The organism is Vicinamibacterales bacterium, from assembly GCA_041659285.1.
Taxonomy (GTDB): domain Bacteria; phylum Acidobacteriota; class Vicinamibacteria; order Vicinamibacterales; family UBA2999; genus 12-FULL-67-14b.
The window spans coordinates 345,787-366,472 of record JBAZYO010000005.1 but is presented as its reverse complement, the minus strand read 5'-3'; the positions used below and the strand labels follow the sequence as shown (position 1 = coordinate 366,472).

The 20,686-nt window shown below is 66.7% G+C and carries 10 protein-coding genes; all 10 read right to left on the bottom strand.

Annotation, left to right across the window (positions count from 1 at the left end):
• Nucleotides 1–229: 229 nt before the first annotated feature.
• The 10 genes from atzF to WC815_10660 all read right to left on the bottom strand — a co-directional run bounded on the left by atzF (nt 230) and on the right by WC815_10660 (nt 20,685).
• Nucleotides 230–1,963: an allophanate hydrolase gene (atzF, locus tag WC815_10705; protein MFA5909237.1), complete on the bottom strand. Its 1,734-nt coding sequence runs from the start codon at nt 1,961–1,963 to the stop codon at nt 230–232.
• Complete coding sequence (uca, locus tag WC815_10700) at nt 1,963–5,541, bottom strand: urea carboxylase (GenBank protein ID MFA5909236.1); 3,579 nt, start codon at nt 5,539–5,541, stop codon at nt 1,963–1,965. Before uca ends, atzF begins: the two co-directional genes overlap by 1 nt.
• The gene (locus WC815_10695; GenBank protein ID MFA5909235.1) at nt 5,541–6,233 is read right to left on the bottom strand and encodes an urea amidolyase associated protein UAAP2; all 693 of its coding nucleotides are present in this window, start codon (nt 6,231–6,233) and stop codon (nt 5,541–5,543) included. The genes uca and WC815_10695 overlap by 1 nt, the downstream gene beginning before the upstream one ends.
• Nucleotides 6,233–6,961 carry an urea amidolyase associated protein UAAP1 gene (locus WC815_10690; protein ID MFA5909234.1) on the bottom strand — a complete coding sequence of 243 codons (729 nt, stop codon included), beginning with the start codon at nt 6,959–6,961 and terminating at the stop codon, nt 6,233–6,235. Before WC815_10690 ends, WC815_10695 begins: the two co-directional genes overlap by 1 nt.
• A 12-nt stretch (nt 6,962–6,973) precedes the next feature.
• Nucleotides 6,974–7,978: a hypothetical protein gene (locus WC815_10685; protein ID MFA5909233.1), complete on the bottom strand. Its 1,005-nt coding sequence runs from the start codon at nt 7,976–7,978 to the stop codon at nt 6,974–6,976.
• 4 nt (nt 7,979–7,982) lie between these two features.
• Complete coding sequence (locus WC815_10680) at nt 7,983–9,413, bottom strand: hypothetical protein (GenBank protein ID MFA5909232.1); 1,431 nt, start codon at nt 9,411–9,413, stop codon at nt 7,983–7,985.
• 101 nt (nt 9,414–9,514) lie between these two features.
• Nucleotides 9,515–10,975, bottom strand: a complete 1,461-nt coding sequence (locus WC815_10675) for a DUF1501 domain-containing protein (protein ID MFA5909231.1) — start codon at nt 10,973–10,975, stop codon at nt 9,515–9,517.
• A 28-nt stretch (nt 10,976–11,003) separates the two neighbouring features.
• On the bottom strand, nt 11,004–14,192 hold the full coding sequence (locus WC815_10670; GenBank protein ID MFA5909230.1) for a DUF1549 domain-containing protein: 3,189 nt from the start codon (nt 14,190–14,192) through the stop codon (nt 11,004–11,006).
• A 21-nt stretch (nt 14,193–14,213) separates the two neighbouring features.
• Nucleotides 14,214–17,930, bottom strand: a complete 3,717-nt coding sequence (locus WC815_10665) for a carboxypeptidase-like regulatory domain-containing protein (protein ID MFA5909229.1) — start codon at nt 17,928–17,930, stop codon at nt 14,214–14,216.
• 457 nt (nt 17,931–18,387) lie between these two features.
• Nucleotides 18,388–20,685 carry an MtrB/PioB family outer membrane beta-barrel protein gene (locus tag WC815_10660; GenBank protein MFA5909228.1) on the bottom strand — a complete coding sequence of 766 codons (2,298 nt, stop codon included), beginning with the start codon at nt 20,683–20,685 and terminating at the stop codon, nt 18,388–18,390.
• Nucleotide 20,686: the final 1 nt, after the last annotated feature.

Sequence of the window (20,686 nt, the reverse complement as noted above, 5' to 3'; positions counted from 1 at the left end):
CAATCCTACGTCAGACCGGGCCGGGAGAGTGGTTCACGCGATGTGCAGGCTGACGTGGTACACCTTCCATCCGCGTTCGTCCTCGCCGCTACGCCCGGCGCGCGTTGGTGATGTAGACCTGGATCACCACGAGGTCCGGCGCGTCGTCGCTCTCGAGCGGCATGACGTGCTCGTCGACGAACTTGGCGCGCATCCCTCACTTTACAACGAAAAGTAATTTGGTTTGAGGCTACATTCGTTCGGCGCTGAGATAGCCTCTCCATCCCCCGCACGCCGTGATGTCCCGAGCGCCGGCGAGGGCATAGGCCTCGCACAGGAAGCCCTTAACCCATTGACCCGTCGCGAGTTCGACGCTGCCAATGGCCAGCGGCGCGGGCACGGCGTTCACGAATGACCCGAAGCGTTCTTCCGGCATCTCCCACACTTCGACCTCGATGCCGGCGCCGTTCGGCCCCGGCGTCCGGACGAGTCCAGGCTTCTGCGGTTCGGTGCCGGCAAGCGCGTACAGGCGATACGCCGGGGCCGTGAGACCCGCATAGACCAGCCGCGCGCCCCGTTCGATCAGTTGCGCGTTCAGCGGCTGACCGCTCAGGTGCGCCCCGACCACGCCCACCTGCACGCGTCCCGGGCAGGGCTCATCGGCATGGGCCTCGCCGCCAAAGGATTGCGCCAGCCTGAGGAGCGCGCGGTCCGACAACGCGCGGCCAATAAACGTAAGGCCGAACGGCAACCCCGCCGGAGACACGCCCGCGGGAACGGCCACAGCCGCAAGGTCCATCAGGTTCACGAAGTTGGTGTAGTACCCCAGATTCGCGTTGAGCGCGATGGGATCGGCCGCCACCGCCGCCTTCGTGTAAATCGTCCCCGTCGTCGGCAGCACGAGGACATCGATCTCACGCCACACGGGGGCCATCCGGCGCCTCAGTGCGTCGAGCGCATCGAAGGCGCGAAACGCCTCGACGGCCGAGAAACGTTCTCCTGAGAGGATGATCTTCGCGACCGTCGGGTCGGCATCGAGGGGCTCGCTCTTCAAGAACTCGCCGACTGCCGCATACCGTTCGGCGACCCACGGCCCCTCGTAGAGGAGCGCCGCCGCCTCGCGGAACGGGGCGTAGTCGATTCGTACTTCGGTCCCGCCAAGGGTCTGGCATCGCTCGACCGCGCGGCGAAAGAGCGCCTCGGCGTCGGCGTCGCCGAAGAACCGCAGATCCTCGTCGCGAGGGACGCCAAACCTCCAGCCGACATCCGGTATCGACCGGACGCCGCTGTCCGGAGCGGCCTCGTCCGAGCGAATGGCGCTCCACACCCTCTCGGCATCGCCCGCGGTGTGAGTGAAGATCGACACGCAATCAAGGGAGCGGCACGCCGGGACGACGCCGTCGGTGCTGACGGTGCCGCGTGTCGGCTTGAGACCCACGAGCCCATTGAATGCCGCCGGCACCCGGCCGGAGCCCGCCGTGTCGGTGCCGAGCGAGAAGGCGCACAGCCCGTGCGCGACCGCGACGGCGGAACCGGAACTCGAGCCGCCGGAAATGTAGCGGTCGTCGAAGATGCTGGAACACGCGCCATAGGGCGTCCGCACGCCGACCAGGCCGGTGGCGAACTGATCCATGTTGGTCTTGCCGATCAGGATGGCGCCAGCCTCGAGCAGGCGGACCACCGCCGCCGCGGTCTGGCGTGCGACGTAGGCAAACGACGGGCAGCCCGCGGTCGTGGGCATCCCCTTGACATCGATGTTGTCCTTCACGGCGAAGGGAATCCCGGCGAGCGGCTTCTGCGGATCCCACGCTTTCGCGCGGAGCATCGCCTCTTCCTCGTCGGCCAGGGAAATCCACACCGGCCCAAGCCCTGACGACCGAATGCGCCGGAAGATCCCGGCGACGACACCGTCCGGTGAGCGGGCACCTGTCCGGTACGCCGCGTGCAGGCCGCTGACCGTCGGGACGAAGGTTGGCCGTTCCACTACGCGAGCACCTGCAGGGTCACCAGGTGCTGACCCGCCGTCACCATCCCGCTCTTCGCGCAGTGGATGCCGTCGACCAGGCCATCAGTGGCCGCCACGATGGGGACTTCCATCTTCATCGCCTCGAGCACGAGCAGCTTCTGTCCGGCTTCGACGCGCTGTCCGGGCTCGACGGCGACCTGCCACACGTTGGCCGTCATCGGCGAGCGGACGGCGATGCACCCTTCGGGCAACGCGACATGAGAAGCCGGCGGCGGAACATCCGGCGGCTCCATGAACTCGGCCTGCCCGGCCGCGGCCCAGCGCTCCCGTTCCGCCACGAACGCCGCGTGCTGATGCCGCTTGAAAGCCTTCGCCTCGGAAGCGGTGTCCTGCAGGAACTTCCGATACCCGCGCAGGCTGAAGGAGTTACCTTCGATCGGAATGCTGTACTCGCCGTGAGGAAAGGCCTCCCGCATCTCCAGCAGCTCGGCGGCCCCGACCGGGAAGAAGCGAATCTGATCGAAGAAGCGCAGGAGCCAGGGACTTCCGGGCACGAACTCCTTTGTCGTCCGGTGCGTGTTCCACATCTGCACCGTGCGTCCGACAAACTGGTAGCCGCCGGGCCCTTCCATCCCGTAGACGCACATGTACGCGCCGCCGATGCCGACGGAGTTTTCCGCCGTCCACGTCCGCGCGGGGTTGTACTTGGTCGTGACCAGGCGGTGGCGCGGGTCGAGCGGCGTCGCCACGGGCGCCCCGAGGTAGACGTCGCCCAGGCCCATCACCAGGTAGCTGGCGTCGAACACAATCTTGCGGACCTCGTCCACCGACTCGAGGCCGTTGATCCGCCGGATGAACTCGATGTTGCTCGGGCACCACGGCGCATCGGCGCGCACCGACTGCATGTATTTCTCGATGGCGAGTAGCGTCGCCGGGTCCTCCCACGACAGCGGCAGGTGCACGGTGCGCGTCGGGATGACGAGATCGTCGAGGTCGGCCAGCGACCGATCGCAGTCGTCGAGGCAGGCCATGAGCTCTTCGCGCGGCAGCAGCCGGCTGTCGTAATGCACCTGCAGCGAGCGAATCCCGGGCGTTACGTCGATGATGCCGCGCAGGCCCTGGGCGCGCAGCGACTGCTCGAGCGCGTGGATGCGGAACCGCAGGTTCAGGTCGAGCTCGTTGGTGCCGGTCTCGATCAGGAGGTTTCTGTCGCCGTCGGCGCGGTAGGTCACGCGCGGCCCTGCCTTCAGCACCGCGGGATCGGGCGTCTCCACCGCGGGCTTCGGCAGCCGGCCCGAGAGGGTGGTCACCACGTGGTCGAGTTCCCGCGCCATCTCCAAGGCCTGCCGGTTAGTGATCAACCGGAGACGCACGGTGTCGCCGGCGCGCAGCTGCCCGAGCTTCCACAGCTCCGCATCGGCCACGACCGCCGGACAGACAAACCCGCCAAGGCTCGGCCCATCGGGCGCCAGCAGAATCGGCATGTCGCCGGTGAAGTCCATCGACCCGACGGCGTAAGCGTTGTCGTGGAGATTCGACGGGTGGAGCCCGGCCTCGCCGCCGTCCCTGCGCGCCCACTTGGGACGCGGTCCGACCAGGCGCACGCCCGTGCGATCCGAGTTGTAGTGGACCTTCCACGACTGGTCGAAGAGGGTCGTGATGTCCTCGTCCAGGAAGAAATCCGGCGCCCCATGCGGGCCGTAGACCGCGCCGATCTCCCATTCGCTCGAATAGGCCGGGGTCAGATCCGCCGGGAGCGGCGAGGCGGGCGGCATCGGCGGCTCATCGTCCAGCCACCGGAGCATGTCGCCGCTCCGCAGCGTGCGGCCGGCATGTCCGCCGAACTTGCCGAGAATGAACGTGGCCCGGCTCCCGAGGTAGACCGGCACGTCGAGACCGCCGCGAATGGCGAGATACGCGCGCGCGCCGGGCCCGGCCGCGGCGCCCATCCGGAGCTCCGAACCCGCGCGAACGGTCACCGGCTCCCACAGGGGCACGGCGGCGCCGTCCAGCCGCGCCTGCATGTCGGCGCCGGTCAGCGCGACCACGGCGTCGGCATGGAAACGCAGGGTCGGCCCGATCATCGTGCACTCGAGGCCGGCGGCGCCGTCGCCGTTCCCCACCAGGCGGTTGGCGAGTCGAAACGCGAGAGCATCCATCGGTCCCGACGGCGGCACGCCGACGTGCCAGAAGCCGGTTCGCCCCGGGAAGTCCTGCACGGTCGTCTGCACGCCGGGTTCGACCACTTCGAAGGCGCGGGGCCGGTAGGTGACGCCCGTCAAGAAGCTCGTCGAGAATCCGCCCGCGGCGAATGCCGGCGTGGCGACGACCTGCCGCAGGTAGTCGAGGTTGGTTTCGACGCCGGCACACCGTGCCGCCGCGAGCGTCGTGCGCAGGAGATCGACGGCCCCTTCTCGACTGTCGGCCTTCACGATCACCTTGGCCAACATCGGGTCGTAGTACGGGCCGACTTCCATTCCCGCTTCCACCCACGTGTCGCACCGCGCGTCGCCTGGAAAATGCACGTCGGTCAGTGTCCCGGTGCTCGGCCGGAAGTCGTGCGCCGCATCTTCCGCGTAGACACGGACCTGGATCGCCGCGCCCGTGGGTTCCACGCGCAGCGCCTGGAGGGGAGGAAGCTCTCCTGCGCCGAGGCGCACCATCCACTCTACGAGGTCGATGCCGGTGACCGCCTCCGTCACGCCATGCTCGACCTGCAACCGCGTGTTCACTTCCAGGAAGAAGAAGTCCTCGCGGTCGGCGTCGTAGAGAAACTCCACCGTGCCGGCCGAGCGATAGTTGACGGCCGACGCGATGCGGATCGAGGTCTCGAACATCCGCCGGCGCGTCTCCGCCTTCAGGCCCGGAGCGGGCGTTTCCTCGATGACCTTCTGGTTCCGGCGTTGCGCGGAGCAGTCGCGCTCGCCAAGCGCCACGACGTCGCCGCGGCCGTCACCGAATATCTGCACCTCGATGTGCCGGGCGTTCTCGACAAACCGCTCGAGGTAGAGGCCGCCGTGCCCGAAGTTCGCCGTGCCCAGGCGCACCACCGCCGCATACGCGTCTTCCAGTTCCCGCGGCGTGCGGCAAATCCGCATGCCGATCCCGCCGCCTCCCGCGGTGCTCTTGAGCATCACGGGATAGCCGCAGCGTGCGGCCTCGGCGAGCGCGTGCGCTTCGTCCGTCAGCAGGAGGCTACCGACGAGCAGCGGGGCGTCCTGCTGGAGCGCGATCTCGCGGGCCGCGTGCTTCAGGCCGAGCGCGCGCATCTGCGCGCCGGTCGGCCCGAGAAAGGCGATGCCGGCACGCTCGCAGGCATCGGCAAAATCCGGGTTCTCGCTGAGGAAGCCGTACCCGGGGTGGATGGCCTCGGCGCCCGTCTTCCGCGCGGCTTCGAGGATCGCCTCCTGGCGCAGGTAGCTTTCGGCGGCCGGCGCCGGCCCGAGCCGCACGGCGTGATCGGCCGCCGCGACATGACGGGAATGGCGATCGGCGTCTGAGTAGACGGCTACCGGCGAGACGCCGAGCTTGCGAAGGGTGGGACAAATCCGGCAGGCGATCGCACCGCGATTGGCCACGAGGACGCGACGGAACATCACGCCATCGCATCCCAGATCAAGACGCGGACCGGTGTGGGGTTGTAGGCGTTACAGGGATTGTTCAGCTGCGGGCAGTTGCTGATGAGGGCGACAACGTCCATCTCCGCGCGCATCTCCACGTACTTGCCAGGTGCCGACACGCCGTCCTCGAACGTCAGGCCGCCGTCCGGCGTCACCGGCACGTTCATGAAGAAGTTGATGTTGTGCGCGATGTCTCGCTTCGAGAGTCCATGGCCCCAGGCGAGCACGCCCCTCACGAAACTCTGGCGGCACGCGTGCATGTGGCCCTTCTCGAGGGCATAGCGCACGCGATTGCTCTCGGTGGCGCACGCGCCCCCGAGCGTGTCGTGTCGCCCGCAGGTATCGGCCACGATCGTCAGTAGCGCCCGTCCCAGGTTGGACATGAGCCGCGTCCCGGTCGTCAGGTAGATGTTCGCCTGCTCTCGAATCGTGTCCTGCGCGGAGTAGCGCTCCCCGTAGTCGGCCGCGTTGAAGAAGAGCGTATCCGCCGCCTGGTTGCCTTCGAGATCGACGATGCGGAAGATCTGCCCCTTTGCGACCTCGTGCACCCAGGGCTCGCCGGCCGGCACGATCGCGTCGTAGACGGCACGCGCGGGGTCGAGCCGGCTCCGGACCGGGCTTTCACTCGATTCGATCTCCGACGCCCCGACGAGATTGGCTTGTGGCATCACAGGAAGTACCGCTCCGTTAATTGGAACCCGCGCCCGTTCTCCGGGCGGAAGATCCGGCAGGGATCATCGACCGCTGGAGGCGGGGTACGGCGGACCGACAGGTGCACCGGCCGTGGACGATGGGCCGGCGACGGGTCCATGGGGTGCTGGCACGAGTTGAGCACCATCAGCACATGCATCTCCGCGCGCAGGTCCACGAACGTGCCGGCGCCCGAGTGGTTCTCGACAAATCGCATCGCGCCGCCGCCAGCCACCGTGACCTTGCTGAAGAAGTTGATCATGGCCGTCATGTCGCGCGCGTCCAGCCCGTGCTTGGCCAACTCGACGATGAAGCTGTCGTAGGCGTTGCGGTGCCAGTCGTTGCGGCAGTCCTGGTAGGTCCCGGCGCCGTACTTGTCGAGGACGAGCCTGGCGTTCGAGCAGCCGCCCAGCGGATCGTGCCAGCCCACCGTGTCGCTCGTCACCGAGCAGAGGATCCGGCCCATGTCCGAGTAGAGGACCGCGCCGCTCGTCAGCTTCGCGATGTGCTGCGCCTTCAGCGTGTCCGGCATGTTGTAGCGCTCGGTTGGATTCTCCGAGTTGTACAGGAGGGCGCCCACGTTGGCGCCGCCCTCCATGTCGGTGATCCGCAGCGTCGTCCCGCGCTTGAGCACGTGCGACCACGTCGCTCCCGGCGCCAGGACCTCCTCAAACAATATGTCGCGTTCAGGAAGAATATCGTTCATGTGCTCATGGCCTCAGGGCTGTTTCGGATCCAGCCGCCAGACATTTTGCTGGCGCAGGTTCGACAGCCACACCGATCCGTGGCCCACGCGCACCGCGTCTCCGCCGGCGCCGACCCACTGCTTCACCACCTTGTTGGTGTCGGGGTCGATCTGGGTCAGGGGAAGCTCGAACAGCGTCACCCACACGGCCCCTTCGCCGTAGGCAATCTCTCCGCCGCCGCCCGGGCCGCCAATGTCGACGTTCGTGACGAGCTTCCGCGACTTGACGTCAACGCGCGACACCGTGCCGTCGCCCTGGTTCAACGTCCAGACGGCGCCGCCGCCGACGGTCGTAAAGCGCGGCCGCGGGCCGACGTCGATGCGGTCCGTGATCAGGTTCGTGGCCGGGTCGACGCGGACCACCTGGCTCTTTTCCGTGCTGACGACCCAGATCGCCTGGTCCTCGCTCACGACCACCACGAACGAGCCCGCCGGCATGCCCAGGCTGGCGACGGCGCGATTGGTGGCCGGATCGATCCGCAGGAGCGTCTCGCCGCCATCCGAGAGCATCCAGATGCTGTCCTTGCTGGCCGCGAGGCCCCCCTCGCTCGCCGCCGGGCCGTAGGGCAACGTCGCCACCACCTTCCCGGCTTTGATGTCGATGCGCGAGAGCGTCTGGTCGCCGCAGTTGGGCACCCACACGCTGCCGAAGCCGGAGGCCAGGCCCGAGCAGGGCTTCTTGCCCACCTCGATTGTCGCGACCACGGTGTTCGTCTTCGGGTCCATCCGGTGCACGGTGTTCTTCGGCCCGTTGGCCACCCACACCGCGTCGGCGGTCACGACCTGCCAGTCGGGCGTTCCTTCGACGGGAAAGACCGCGATCGGCGTGATCGTGCTGATGTCGCGCTTCACACCCGGGGTGCTGACCCCAGGCCGCGGCGGACGCGGAGGCCGGGCTTGCGGCGCGGGTTCCTGGGCGGAGACGGCGGCCAGCAGGAGGAGCACACCGAGGCCCGCCAGCGTCGAGGACTTCTTCACTCTCTCAGACTCCTTCCTGCGCGATTTCGTTGAGCACGTAGTGCCGGCTCGGCACCGTCTTCCACGTAAGTTGGCAGGTGACGTAGAACGTGATGGCGCTGAGCACCGGCGGCACGAGCGTGTCGAGGCCCGCCCACTCGGCCGGCGTCACGAAGTGCGCGACTAGTCGCGCGAGCGTGCCGACGACGACGGAGCCGATGGCGCCGGTGCTGTTCGCCTTCTCCCAGTACACTCCGGCGAAGAGCGGGACCACGCAGCCCGCAAGTACGATATCAAAGGCGATGATCAACAGAATTCCCGGCTCGGGCCTGATAAACGCCACCAGGGCCGCCGCCGCCGTCGGCAGCGCCATCACCCTCGACAGCCGAAGCATCCCGCCATCGTCCATGATGGTGGAGCGGTGCCGCTGGATGACGTTGCGCGCCAGCACGACGGAGATGACGAGGATGGCGCCGTTCGCGGTGGACATCGAGGCGCCGAGAACGCCCAAAAACACCATGACGCCCACCCAGTAGGGCAGCACGGTGGACGCCATGGCCGGCAGGACCACTCGGGGATCGTCGATGCCGGTGACGCTCGACACGGCCGCCACGCCGACCACGGCGACGCAGACGCCGATGACGAGCGTCATCGTCGCGCTGTAGTAGCAGCCGCGACGCGCCGTCGATCCGTCCTTGGCGGCAAAGACCCGTTCCATGAAGTCGAGCGCCATCGTGTTCCCGAGGGCGAGCGCGATCGCGCCGGACCAGTTCACCAGCGCGCCCCCTTTGACGGAGGCGAGCGCCGCGAGGTCGATGACCGGCGGTGGCACGGCGGCGAGCATGTTGCCGAGCCCCCTCGTGGCGATGAGCCACACGGCCGCGGCCACGAAGCCGATAAGGGCGACATAGACCTGGAAGAAGTCCGTCCATACGGCGGAGTAGAGGCCGCCGGCGATCGTGTAAGTAACGATGACCACGGTCGAGACGACGAGCGCCGGCAGGTAGTCCATGCCGCTGACGACGGACAAGACCCAGGCGACGGCGCTCAGGTTGCCGGCGATCAGGATCGTGAACGACACGATCGTCAAGAGCGAAACCAGCAGTTCCGTCCCCGTGCCGTATCGTCGATAGAAGAACTCCGGCAGGGTCAAGAGGTCCATCCGGTTGAGCGGTGCGGCCAGGAAGCGGCCGACGATCAGCAGGCTGGCGGCGAGGCCCAGCGCGATCATGAATCCGGACCAGACGCTGCTGGTGTAGGTCAGGGAGACGGCGCCCAGCGTGGCGTTGCCATCCACCGCCTGGGCCATCAACGTGGTGCCGACGACGATGAAGGGCAGCGACTTCGCACAGACGGTGTAGCGCTCGCTCGAGCCGCGCACTTGCGTATACGTGTACAACCCAATGGCCAGGGAGATCGCCATGAAGATGACGACGGGCCAGAACATCACGGTCATGGAGCCTCCACCGACTGAAACGGCCACTTGGTCTTGATCCACTCGCGCACGGCGGCGGACAGGCAGAACGCGAAAAACAGTAGGCGCGTCATCCGATCGGCCTAGGCGATGATGCCGTGGATGACCTCTCCGGCCACGTCCGTCAGGCGGAAGTCGCGGCCGGAGTAGTGATAGGTCAGCTTGGTGTGATCGATGCCCAGCAGGTAGAGCATGGTGGCGTGCAGGTCGTGCACGTGCACCTTGTTCTCGACGGCCTTGAAGCCGAACTCGTCCGTCGCCCCGTAGGTCGTGCCGCCCTTGATGCCACCGCCGGCGAGCCAGATGGAAAAGCCGAGCGTGTTGTGGTCGCGGCCGTTGACGAGGCCGACGGCATTATCGTTCGAGGTCTGGATGGCGGGCGTGCGGCCGAACTCGGTGCCGCACACGACCAGCGTGTCCTCGAAGAGACCGCGCTGCTTGAGGTCCTTGATCAGCGCCGCATAGGCCTGGTCGGAGTCCTTGGCCAGCTTCCGGTAGGTCATGATGTCGTTGTGCGCGTCCCACGGGTCGCCCTTCCCGTAGTAGGTCTGCACCATCCGCACGCCCTTCTCGACCAGCCGGGCCGACATGAGGCACCCGAGCGCGGTGCTGCCGGACCCATACATGTCCAGCGTCGCCTTGCTCTCCTTGCTCACGTCGAACACGTCTGGCGCCTCGGTTTGCATCCGGAACGCTGTCTCCATCGAGCGGATGGACGCGTCCAGGTCGGAGTCCCGCGCCTGCATGTGCTTGATGTTGGTTTCGTTCAGGTAGCGCAGGAAGCTGATGTCACGAATCTGCGATTCGTGATCGTTCAGGTTCAGCACGTTCGGGATCACCTTCTCGGGCTTGAACGCCTCGCCCTCGACGTACTGGTTGTGCACGACGACGCCCTGGTGGACGGCCGGCAGGAACGAGGAGCTCCATAAGGGGCTGCCCACGGTGAGCGGCTCGGTGGGCGTGAGCACCATGTAGCCGGGCAGGTTCTGGTTCTCGCTGCCCAGGCCGTAGGTGATCCACGCGCCCATCGACGGGCGGCCGATCAGCAACGAGCCCGTGTTCATCAGCGTGATCGCCGGTTCGTGGTTCGGGATCTCCGACCACATCGAGCGCACCACGCAGATGTCGTCGGCGACCGAGCCCAGGTGCGGCCACAGGTCGCTCAGCTCCGTGCCGCTCTGCCCGTGCTTCTCGAACTTGAAGGGCGACTTCATCAGGTTGCCGGTCTTGCGCTGCGTGAGGATCTGTCCGCCCGGCAGGGGCTGGCCGTGGTACTTGTCCAGCATCGGCTTGGGATCGAACGTGTCCACGTGCGACACGCCGCCGTTCATCATCAGGAAGATGACGCGCTTGGCCTTCGGCTTGAAATCGAGCTGCTTGATGACGCCGTTCAAGGCCGTGTTGACCGGCTTTGCCGGCTTGGCCGCCGCTTGCAGGAGCGACTCGCTCAACATGCTGGACAGGGCGACAAGGCCGAAACCGCCGCCCATTCTCGAAAGCGCCTGACGGCGGGTGATGGGCTTGAACGTGTGGTTGCATGACATGACGACTTGCTCCGTGAGGCGACGTGGCCTAGTTGACGAACAGGAACTCGTTTGAGCTGAGCAGCGCCCAGCAGAACGACCGGAGCAGGGAATCCGGCCGCTTCGGTGGCGCGGCCTCGGCGTCGCGGACCCCTTCGCCGCCCCCCTGCTCGACAGCGTGCGCCTTCAACGGCGGCCGGCGCAGGAACCCCACCGCCTCCCGCAGTTCTTCCGCCGTCGGGTCGCGCTGCAGCACGATCTCGAACGCGCGCGTCGCTTGCGCGGCCTCGTCGCCGGCGGTCTTCACCTGGTCGGCCAACTTCTGCGCCTGGGCCTCCACGAAGGTGTTGTTGAGGAAGAAGAGGCGCTGTTGCGGCACGTTGGTCGCGTAGCGCTTCTCGGTTGAGATCGTCGCCGTCGGCGCATCGAAGACGGTCTGGAAATCGGCCGGATACATGCGGCTCACCGCGCCGTAGACCCCGCGTCTCGTCGTCTTTTCGGTGAGGGCCTCCGAGGGGCCGCCGATGCCCTTCAGGTCGAGCGAGCTCGACGCCAGCAGAAGGTTGTCCCAGATGCCTTCGGCGGTCAGGCGCTGACGGTTGGCACGCCAGAAGAACCGGTTATCGGGGTCCTTGGTCATGTTCCCGGGCACGGCGGCCGTGCTCAACTGGTACATCCGGGACATGACCACGAGCTTCGCGAACTTCTTCCACGAGCGGCCGTCAGCTTCGAACCGGGACGCCAGGTACTCCAGCAGTTCCGGATTCGACGGACGGTCGCCCGCCATCCCGAGGTTGTTCGGCGTATCGACGATGCCGCGGCCCGTGTGCCAGCGCCACAGCCGGTTGACGACCGTGCGGGAGGAGATGGGATGCTTGACGATCTCGTCGGCGAGCTCGAGGCGGCCGCTGCCCTTCGAGAACACCTTCTGCGTCCCGTTGTTGAGGATCGACGGCAGCGCGCGAGCGGCGTCCTCGCCGAAGGCGTAGGGATTGCCGCGCACGAACACCTTGAGGTCGGCCGGCTCCTTCAGGTCCTCGATGCCATAGACAAACGGCGGCCGCGGCGGCATCGCCTTCTTGAAGGCGTCGATCTCCACGCGCGCGCGGTCCACGTGCAGCTTCAGGTCGGCCGTCAGCCGGCGCTCCAACGCCCCGTCGGTGAGCTTCAACAAGCCGGGCTTGCGGCGCCGCGGATCGGGGTCGACATCAGCCGTCGCCTCCGGGACGTCGGCGTCGAAGACGTCGCGCCACAGCTGGTTGTCTTCGCGCTCCAGGCTCTTCAGGTCGATCTGGTAGGCGTTCAGCTTGCGCTTCTTACCGTTCGGGAGCGGATCGAAGAAGTCGTCGGCGTTCTTGTACTGCGCGAGGGTGACCTCGTTGTCTTTCGTGAGCGCGATCTGCTTCTCGTTGATCTCGGCGACCTTCGCGACAAACTCCTTCGCCAGCGCCTTGGCGTCGTCTTCCGTGCCCTTCTTCGCAATCATTCCCTGCCACGGCGTCAGCGCGGAGTAGTTGTCGGGCTTCTTCTTCAGGAAGCGGACCCACCGGCCGAGCAGCTCGGGATCGAGCTTGGTGTCGTCGGCCACGGTCTCGACGGTGGCCCGCTTCGCGGTCTCCACCTTCCACGCGGCGAGCATGTAGGTCTCGGTCTGCGCGAAGAGCATCTGGGCGTAGAGGGCCGAGGCGTTGTCGAGGAACTTGGTCAGCGCCTCGTTCTTCTTCTCGAGGAGCTTGGTCTGCTTCTCGTACTCGTCGGCCACCGCCTTCGGGACGCGCGCGTAGTCTTTGAAGCGCGAGCTGGCGAAGACGCTCGCCATCGAGTAGTAGTCCTTCGTGTAGATGGCGTCGAACTTGTGGTCGTGGCAGCGCGCGCAGCCGACCGTCAGGCCCATGAAGGCCTTGCTCGTGACGTCGACCTTGTCGTGCCACTCGTCAGCGCGCTCGACCGGCGCGGGACCGGCCGTGAAGATCCACATGCCGTTGCCGTTCATGCCGAGCGCCGCGATGTTCTTGTCGCGCACCTTCTCGTCCAGGAGGTCGGCGGCGAGCTGCGTCTTGACGAACATGTCGTAGCCGATGTCGTCGTTCAGGGCGCCGATGAGCCAATCGCGATACAGGTAGGCGAAGGGATACTTCTCGGTGCGCTCCGGTCCGCCGCCGACGTTGTAGTCGTCTTCGCCGTAGCGGACGGTGTCCATCCAGTGGCGCGCCCACTGCTCGCCGTACTGCGGCGAGGCGAGCAGCCGATCGACGATCTTCTCGTAGGCGTCCGGCGAGGTGTCGGCCTCGAACGCCTCCACCTGCTCGTGGCTTGGCATCAGGCCGACCAGGTCGTTGCTGACCCGGCGCAGGAGCGTCCGGCGATCGGCGAGGGCGCCGGGCTTCAGGCCCTCCTGCTCCAGTTTCGCGAGGACGAAACGGTCGATGTCGTTCAGCGGCCAGGCCGCGTCCTTCACGTCCGGCACCACCACCTTCTGCAGCGGCTGCACCGACCATAGCTTCCGTTGCTCCGCCGAGTACTCCTTCACGGTGGTCGTCTCGACCGGCCAGAACGCGCCATCCTTGATCCACGCGGTGAAGTTCGCGATGTCGGTGTCGGGGAGGCGCGTGCCGCCCTTCGGCATCCGCAGCGCGCCGCTGTGGCGAATCGCGCTCAGCAGGACGCTCTTGTCGGGGTCACCGGGCACCACGGCGGCGCCGGAGTTTCCGCCTTGCAGCAGCCCGGCCCGCGAGTCGAGGCGCAGCCCGCCCTGTTTCGAGCTCGTGTGGCACGAGAAGCACTGTTGGGCGAGCACCGGCCGGATGTGCGACTCGAAGAACTCGGTCAGGACGGCGACGGGCTTGCCGCTCTCCGTCGCCACTTCGGGCCACACGAGGCCGTCCTTGATCCAGGTGGCAAGGTCGGCGATCTCGCTGTCGGCCAACTTGCCGCCAAGCGGCATCTTGACGGCGCCGGTGTGCCGCACCGCCGCCATCAGGAGACTCTTGTCCGGGTCGCCGGTGACGACCGCAGGGCCGGACTTGCCGCCCTTGAGCAGCGCCTCCCTCGAGTCCACGCGCAGGCCGCCGCGCGCGGTGTCCCCGTGGCACGCCAGGCAGTTGGTCGCGAAAACCAGCTTGATGTGCTTCTCGTAGAACTGCGGGTCGGGCGCCGACTGGGCCTCGAGGGTGGACATCGACACCCACAGAAGCCCGGTGGCCGCAATCCCGAACAGGGCAATCGCAGAACGCCTCATCGTCGTTTTCTCCATCGCCGATCAGAACTCGTAGCGAAGCGCGAACTGCATGACCCGCGGCGGGGTCGTGCCGGTGAACTGACCGAAGCTCGCGGGGGAATTCGCGTCGAGCGCGACGTTGGTGAAGTTGACGTTGTTGAAGGCGTTGAACGCCTCGGCCCTGAACTGCAGGCGCTGGCCGGCCCACGGCAGATTGAAGGACTTGGTCACCGCGAGGTCGGTGTTGTAGACATCGTCCAGGCGCACCGAGGCCCGCATGCCCACTTCGCCCGGCAGCATCGGCCGCCAGTTGGCGGCTTCGGTGGTCGAGTCGAAGAGGGCGGGATTTCCCTTCTGGTTGGTGGTGATGTGATCGCTGTAGTCGCCGACCGGATACGCCACCGCCGACACCGCGTAGTGCGTCGGCCAGATACCCGAGTAGGCCACCGCGGTGGGCAACCCGGAGTTGTAGCGGAAGATCCCGGAGATTTGCCATCCCTCGACGAGCGCGTTGACCAGGCCGCCGGCGTTCGACAGCAACGCGTGACCCTGCCCGAACGGCAGCCCGACAACCACGTTGACGTTGAGGTTGTGCCGGATGTCGAAGTCCGAATCCCCGTAGAAGGCGTTGTAGTCGTAGGGGTTCAGCATGATCGCGCCCGACGTCCCCGCGCCGGCCTCCGCCGCACCACCGTTGTCCTGCGAATGCGACCACGTGTAGTTGATATCGAACGAATAGCCCTGGCTGAAGACCTTGCGGAGCGAGAGCGTGGCGCCGTTGAAGTTCGAGTAGCCGGCGTTGGTCCACATCGACATGGAGCTGCTCTGCGACGGGTAGAGCGTGTTGCATCCCGTCTTGATGATGCAGTTGGGGAACTGGGCCGACCGCACCCGGTCGATGGCGTGCGTGGCGTCGGCGTCGCTGCCGCCGTTCTGGCCCCAGATGAGGTTGTAGTAGTTCGCCGTGGCGCTGCCCGGGAAGTAGAGGTTGGCAAGCCGCGGCATCATGCTCTCGATGAACGGAATGGGCGCCACCAGGCCGGGATTGGTCCTGATGGCCGTGGGGTCGACGCCCGCGTCGCGATACCCGCGAATGGCCTGAGCCATCTCCTTCCAGCTCTGTCCAGTCGCCGGGTCGCGGAAGAGCACCGCCCAACCGCCGGCGTCGATCTGCATGAGCGAGTCGCGGCCCCAGCGGCCGATGTACCCGGCTTCCACCGTCATGCCGCCGCGCAGCGGACGCGCCACCGAGACATTGGCGTTGAACGCGTAGGGCGCGTGGAGGTCGCTGGCGATGCCCATGTAGCCGCCGCCGATGTAGTCGACGAGCGGCGCGGTGTACGGAAACGCGTGCGCGGGGCCGTCGGCAATCGCCGGGAACGCGCCTTGATACCGTGGCCCGGTCGTGAAGTTGACCGTCGGGCCGCGCACGATCTCGCTGAGGCCGAACGAGGCCGAGCTATCGAACTGCGTCACCAGGTTGCTGCCGAAGCGGTCGTAGACGATGCCGGCACCGCCACGGACGACGCCGCCCGTCCCGAGCAGCGTCTCCAGGAACCCGCCCGACGGGGCGTAGGCGAACCCGACCCGCGGCGCGAAGTTGTTGTTGTCAGGGCGATACCAGCTGGTCGCGCCATTCGCCGGGCCGCTCAGGTCGTAATCGAGCCAGTTATGCGGCATGGCGTTGCTCGGCACGCCTTGGCTGGACAGCGTCTTGCGCTCGTCGAAGTACTGTTCGAGCGGGAAGGTCGACGCGACCTGGAAGCCGTTCTGCTCGTACGGCACGCCCAGGTTCATGTAGCGCAGGCCGTAGCTGAGCGTGAGGTTCGGCGTCACGCGCCAGTTATCCCCGACGTACACCTCCCACTCGTTGCTCGCGAAGTTCCTGACCGCCGGGGTCCCGATCGGCAGCGGCTTGCCGTCGCGATCGTAGGTGTAGGTCATCGACGCGTTGGTGAGCACACCGAACAGGTCGCCGAATGCGCGACCAACCGCCGAGGCGTCGGTGAGCCGGATTCCCGGGTTGCCCGTTTGCGCCGCCAGGTAGGACTGCGTGGCATTCACGATGTCCGAACCCAGGCCGAGCAGCGTGCCGCGGCTGTAGCCGAACGCCTGGAACGCGTTGGCGTAGCTCGTGCGGTCGTTCCTGACCATCCGGAAGTTGACGCCGGCCGTAATCGAGTGGCGCCCCTTGGTCCACGTCAGGTCATCGATAAAGTTGTAGGTCGGCGCCACGCGGACGTAGGGCCGGGTGAAGTTGGTGGCCACGTCGATGCTGTCCAATGTGAACGACGTCGACTGCGAGCCCGTCCGCTGCAGGTCGATCCGCGTCAGGCCGAAGTTGGCGCTGTTCACCAGGTTCGGCGAGAGCACGCCGGTGTAGGCCGCCGAGATGCCGTAGCTGTTGTTGATCAACCGGGCCGCCGACTCCTGGCCGGGGTACTGCGCCAGGGTGTCGTCGCGATTGGCATCGGCCAGCGACAGGCGGACCGAAAGATTATGCGAGCTGGAGCGATCGAGCTTGACGTCCACCTTGCCCACGTAGGCCCGGTTGTCCAGGCTCAGGGGCGCGTTGAAGCGGTAGCCCGAGAAGTTCAGGCCGGCGTCGAAGCCCGCCGAGGGGTCATTCCCCAACGGCAGCGCGTTCAGCAGCGATAGCATGGCCGGGCTGTTGCCGAGGCCCAGCGGATCGATGGCCTTCAAGGCATCGGGACCGAGCGCGTACGTCCGGCCGTCGTTGGCCTTCGCCATGATCGTGCCGGCGCGCAGCGTTGCCGACGGCACCCGGCGCAGCACGCTCTGTGCGCTGTCGTCGGTGCGGCGCTCGACGTTGCCGAAAAAGAAGACCCGGTTGCTCTTCACAGGGCCGCCGAGCGAGGCGCCGTACTGATCGCGCTTCAGCTGCTCCTTCGGGATGCCCGCACGATTGCTGAACCAGCTGTTGGCTGAGGTCGCGGTGTTGCGGTTGTACTCGTAGCCGGAACCATGAAACTGGTTGGTCCCGCTCTTGGTCACGAGCGACACCTGGCCACCGGAACTGCGGCCCTGGTCGGAGTTCTGGCCGGCCACGGTGACGCGGAATTCCTGGACCGAGTCGAGGGGCACCGGCAACGCCGCGTTGAACCCGCTCTCGCGGAAGGAGTTGTTGGTGCTGAAGTTATACCCGGCCGTCGGGCCGTTGGTGTCGATGCCGGCCGTCTGGTTGTCGTTGACGTCGACGCCGTCGAGCGTCACGTTGTTCTGATCGCGCCGCGCGCCGACGACCTCGCCAGTCGGCGTCACGCCGGGTTGAAGGCTCAGAAGTTCGACCACGTTGCGCGTCAGGAGCGGCAGCTGCCGCACCTGGCGCTCGTCGAAGGCGTTGCCGACGCTCGCGTCCGTGGTGTTCAACCTGATGGCTTCAGCCTGCACCGTGACCGTCTCCTCCAGCGCGCCGAGGGCCAGCTTCAGGTCGACGGTCGTCGGCGTGCTCACCCGGAGGGTCACCGGCTGCTTGACCGGCGCGAAGCCTTCGAGCTGCGCAGAGAGCTCATAGGTGCCGGGCGGCACCTGGGGGAACTGGTAGGTCCCGGACGCGTCGGAAATGATCGAACGTGCGAACGCCGACTGCGCGTTCGCCAGCTGGATGGTGACGCCGGGGAGAATGCCGCCCTGGGCGTCCACGACTTTTCCGCGTAGTGAGGAAGCGGCCTGACCAAACGCCGATGTGGCAACACTCAAGACGAAGACGGCGAGCCAAGAAATCCGACAACGAGGCATGGAAGAGTTCTCCTGAACGTGGGCGTGTGAGCGCACACGGCAATGAAGCAAGGGGTAATGGACACCCCCATCAGCAACTCCCGTGCCGAATAGTCGTTCGCCCTGATGCGGAGTCTGGCGCTACAGAGGGGAACTGACCGCGATCGAGATCGCGCGGGGCAGGCGCGCGCGAAGGCCGCGCGCGACAAAGATGGCGGCGGAAGATCGCGTCCCGACAGATTCGTCGGCTCCTCGAAGGGTCAAGCGTGAAGGTGGGTTTTGGGGACGCGGGTCGACGACAGGGCGGTGATTCGCCGCGACCATAGGTCGACAATTTCGTCGCTTCGAGAAGGCTGCGACGACATTATTCGAGGCATGAAGAGGCGCCGCTCAACCGGGCGTCGCCCGTGTCCGTGACGACCGTCGGGAACGGCCGGCGCAATCCTGCGCCGGCCGCCCGCAACGTCTCTCTTCTCTCCTAGAAGCGGTAGCTCAGTCTCGTAAAGACGACATTGGCGCTGTAGGGTCCCCGGTCGCCCTTCATGAAGATGTAGACGGCCTGCGGCATGAGCAAATCGCTGGCCGTGTAGGCGTCCCGGAAGTCGTACTTCTCGTACCAGTAGCCCGCCGTGATCGTCCACGCGGTGGCGACGGCGTAGTCGACCTGGGCCACGACGGTCGTCAGCTTCGTGTCGTCCCAGTCACTGATGTCGGCCGCCCCGCCCTGTCCCGATGGAATCAGCGTGGTGCGGCCCGGTGTGTAGAAGTTCCCCGCTTCCCTGGCCGTGATGTCCATCAGGCCATCCACCTTCTGGCGCATGGCACTGAAGGTGCACGACCACTTCTCGGGCACCAGCTGCAGGACGGCGTTGACGCCGAAGGTGTTGGTCTCGTCGGTGCCGGCGTAGTTGAGCAGGTTGTTGAGGGCGACCCCCGTGGTCGTGGACCACTGGTTGGTGGTCGCGTCCTTCTCATACGTGTAGTAGGCGGTCAGCTCCGCGCGCTCGTTCGGGTTGAACGAGACTTCACCTGTGTACGAGTCGTACTTCGCCTCGAGCAAGCCGCTGGGCGTGCCGGGGATTGGCGACGCACCGGGCGACGGGGCGCCTGATGTCACGGCGATCCGGTCCGGCCGGTTGGGGTATTGGACGTCGCGACGCAGGTAGGCGAACGACACGTCGACGGTGTCGGACGGCATCAGGTCGACCTGGATGCCGGTGCGCTTCGTGTCGCGCTCGGCTTCGTCCATCTGGAACCCGTAGAGCGTGTGACCATTGGCGGTGCGCGTGGCATCGTCGTAAGTGGCGCGCAGGTTCAGCCAGTCGGAAGTGCGGAACAGCGCGGTCACCGCGTAGCCGTTGTCGTCGCCCGACGTCGCTTCACGGCTGGTGCGGGTGATCGTGGCCCGACGCACCAGTCCCTCGAGTGTCAGCGCGCCGAAGTCGTAGCTTGCCGACCCGGTGAACCGGCTGGTCTTGGTGTCGTAGTGGTTGGCCGTCGCATGGCCGTAGGGGTTGTCGGCGGTTGGCGTCACCGCGGTCCATGCCCGATCCGAAATCGCGGTGTCGCCCGTGATAACGAAGCGGTTGGTCTTGTTCGCGAGGTCGTAGCTCCGGTACGACGCCCGGAGGCCGAGCCTCTTGGCAGGCCGCGACGTGAACGTGAAGTTCAGGGTCGTGGTATCGATCTTCCCGTCGAACGATGGCTGCGGGAGAGCGGACAGGCTATCGGCCCTGGCCCCGGTGGGCGTCAGGATCACCGTGTTGAGCGTGTAGGGGTAGAACGCCGCGTTCTGCGTCCATCGCGCGAGCGAGACATCGCCGCCAATGCGGGTCTGCCCCTTGAACTTGAGCAGGAAGCCGCCGTTGCCGGTGGTGGCTTCGTTGTCCGGCGCGTTGATGAAGCGGGCGCTCGAGGGGCCGCCCACGGTGGCCGTGTACGGCGTGTCGTAGGCCTGGAACGGATTGTCGACAATCAGCGTTTCGGCCTGGTTGTCGTAGAGGTTGCGGTTGAGTGCCGCGTGCACGTTACCGGCCTTGAAGTTCCACGCCGCCCGAATGCCGAAGTCCTGGGTGACGTCGCTCAGCGGCTCCGGCACCTCATAGGACGGGTTCACCTGGGCGCGGACGTTGCCGCCGCTTTCGGTGCGATAGCCCGATTTGAGCTCGCGCATGTAGGTGAAGGCGAGGTCGATCGGCAGGTTCTTGCCGACGGCGAACTCCGCCGTGCCGCGATTGCGCTGGCTCGACAGGTCGATGCTGTTGGCCGCCGCAAAGGTGGGCGCCAGCAACGCATCGTAGAACAGCGCCGTCCGGGTCGCGGTCGGCAGCTGCGCGTCATTCGCGTTCTGGAGCACCAGGCGCTCATGCGTGCTCATGCTCCACACACCAGGGGCCGTCTCGGTGAAGATCGACTTGCCGTTGTTGGCCATGTTGTGGGGAATCTGGTTGTAGTCGAACTTGAGTCCGCCCCACGCGGCCGTGGCGAGGCCGCGATAGCGCTGATCCGCCTGCGAGACGTTCTCGCCCCACAGCGCGAAGTTGTTGCCGTCGCGGCTGCCGGCGAGGTTGAACACCGGCATGGACACGCCCTTGGGCACCACCCGGTATTCCTCGAACTTCGACGAGCTGACGTCCTCACGGCCCTGCAGTTGCAGTGTGGCCTTCCCGTCAAACCAGTTCGTGGTAGCGGCCGGTGTGCCCTGGGCCCCAACAGGCAGGCTCGATGCCAGGAAGCTGCATGCGAGCGCCATAGTGACGATGGTTATGCGCTTCATG

Coding starts and splice junctions, on each gene's coding strand:
- WC815_10690 (MFA5909234.1), bottom strand. CDS start 6,961: ATGAACGATATTCTTCCTGAACGCGACATATTGTTTGAGGAGGTCCTG.
- WC815_10665 (MFA5909229.1), bottom strand. CDS start 17,930: ATGCCTCGTTGTCGGATTTCTTGGCTCGCCGTCTTCGTCTTGAGTGTT.
- WC815_10660 (MFA5909228.1), bottom strand. CDS start 20,685: ATGAAGCGCATAACCATCGTCACTATGGCGCTCGCATGCAGCTTCCTG.
- WC815_10680 (MFA5909232.1), bottom strand. CDS start 9,413: ATGACCGTGATGTTCTGGCCCGTCGTCATCTTCATGGCGATCTCCCTG.
- WC815_10675 (MFA5909231.1), bottom strand. CDS start 10,975: ATGTCATGCAACCACACGTTCAAGCCCATCACCCGCCGTCAGGCGCTT.
- WC815_10695 (MFA5909235.1), bottom strand. CDS start 6,233: ATGCCACAAGCCAATCTCGTCGGGGCGTCGGAGATCGAATCGAGTGAA.
- uca (MFA5909236.1), bottom strand. CDS start 5,541: ATGTTCCGTCGCGTCCTCGTGGCCAATCGCGGTGCGATCGCCTGCCGG.
- WC815_10670 (MFA5909230.1), bottom strand. CDS start 14,192: ATGAGGCGTTCTGCGATTGCCCTGTTCGGGATTGCGGCCACCGGGCTT.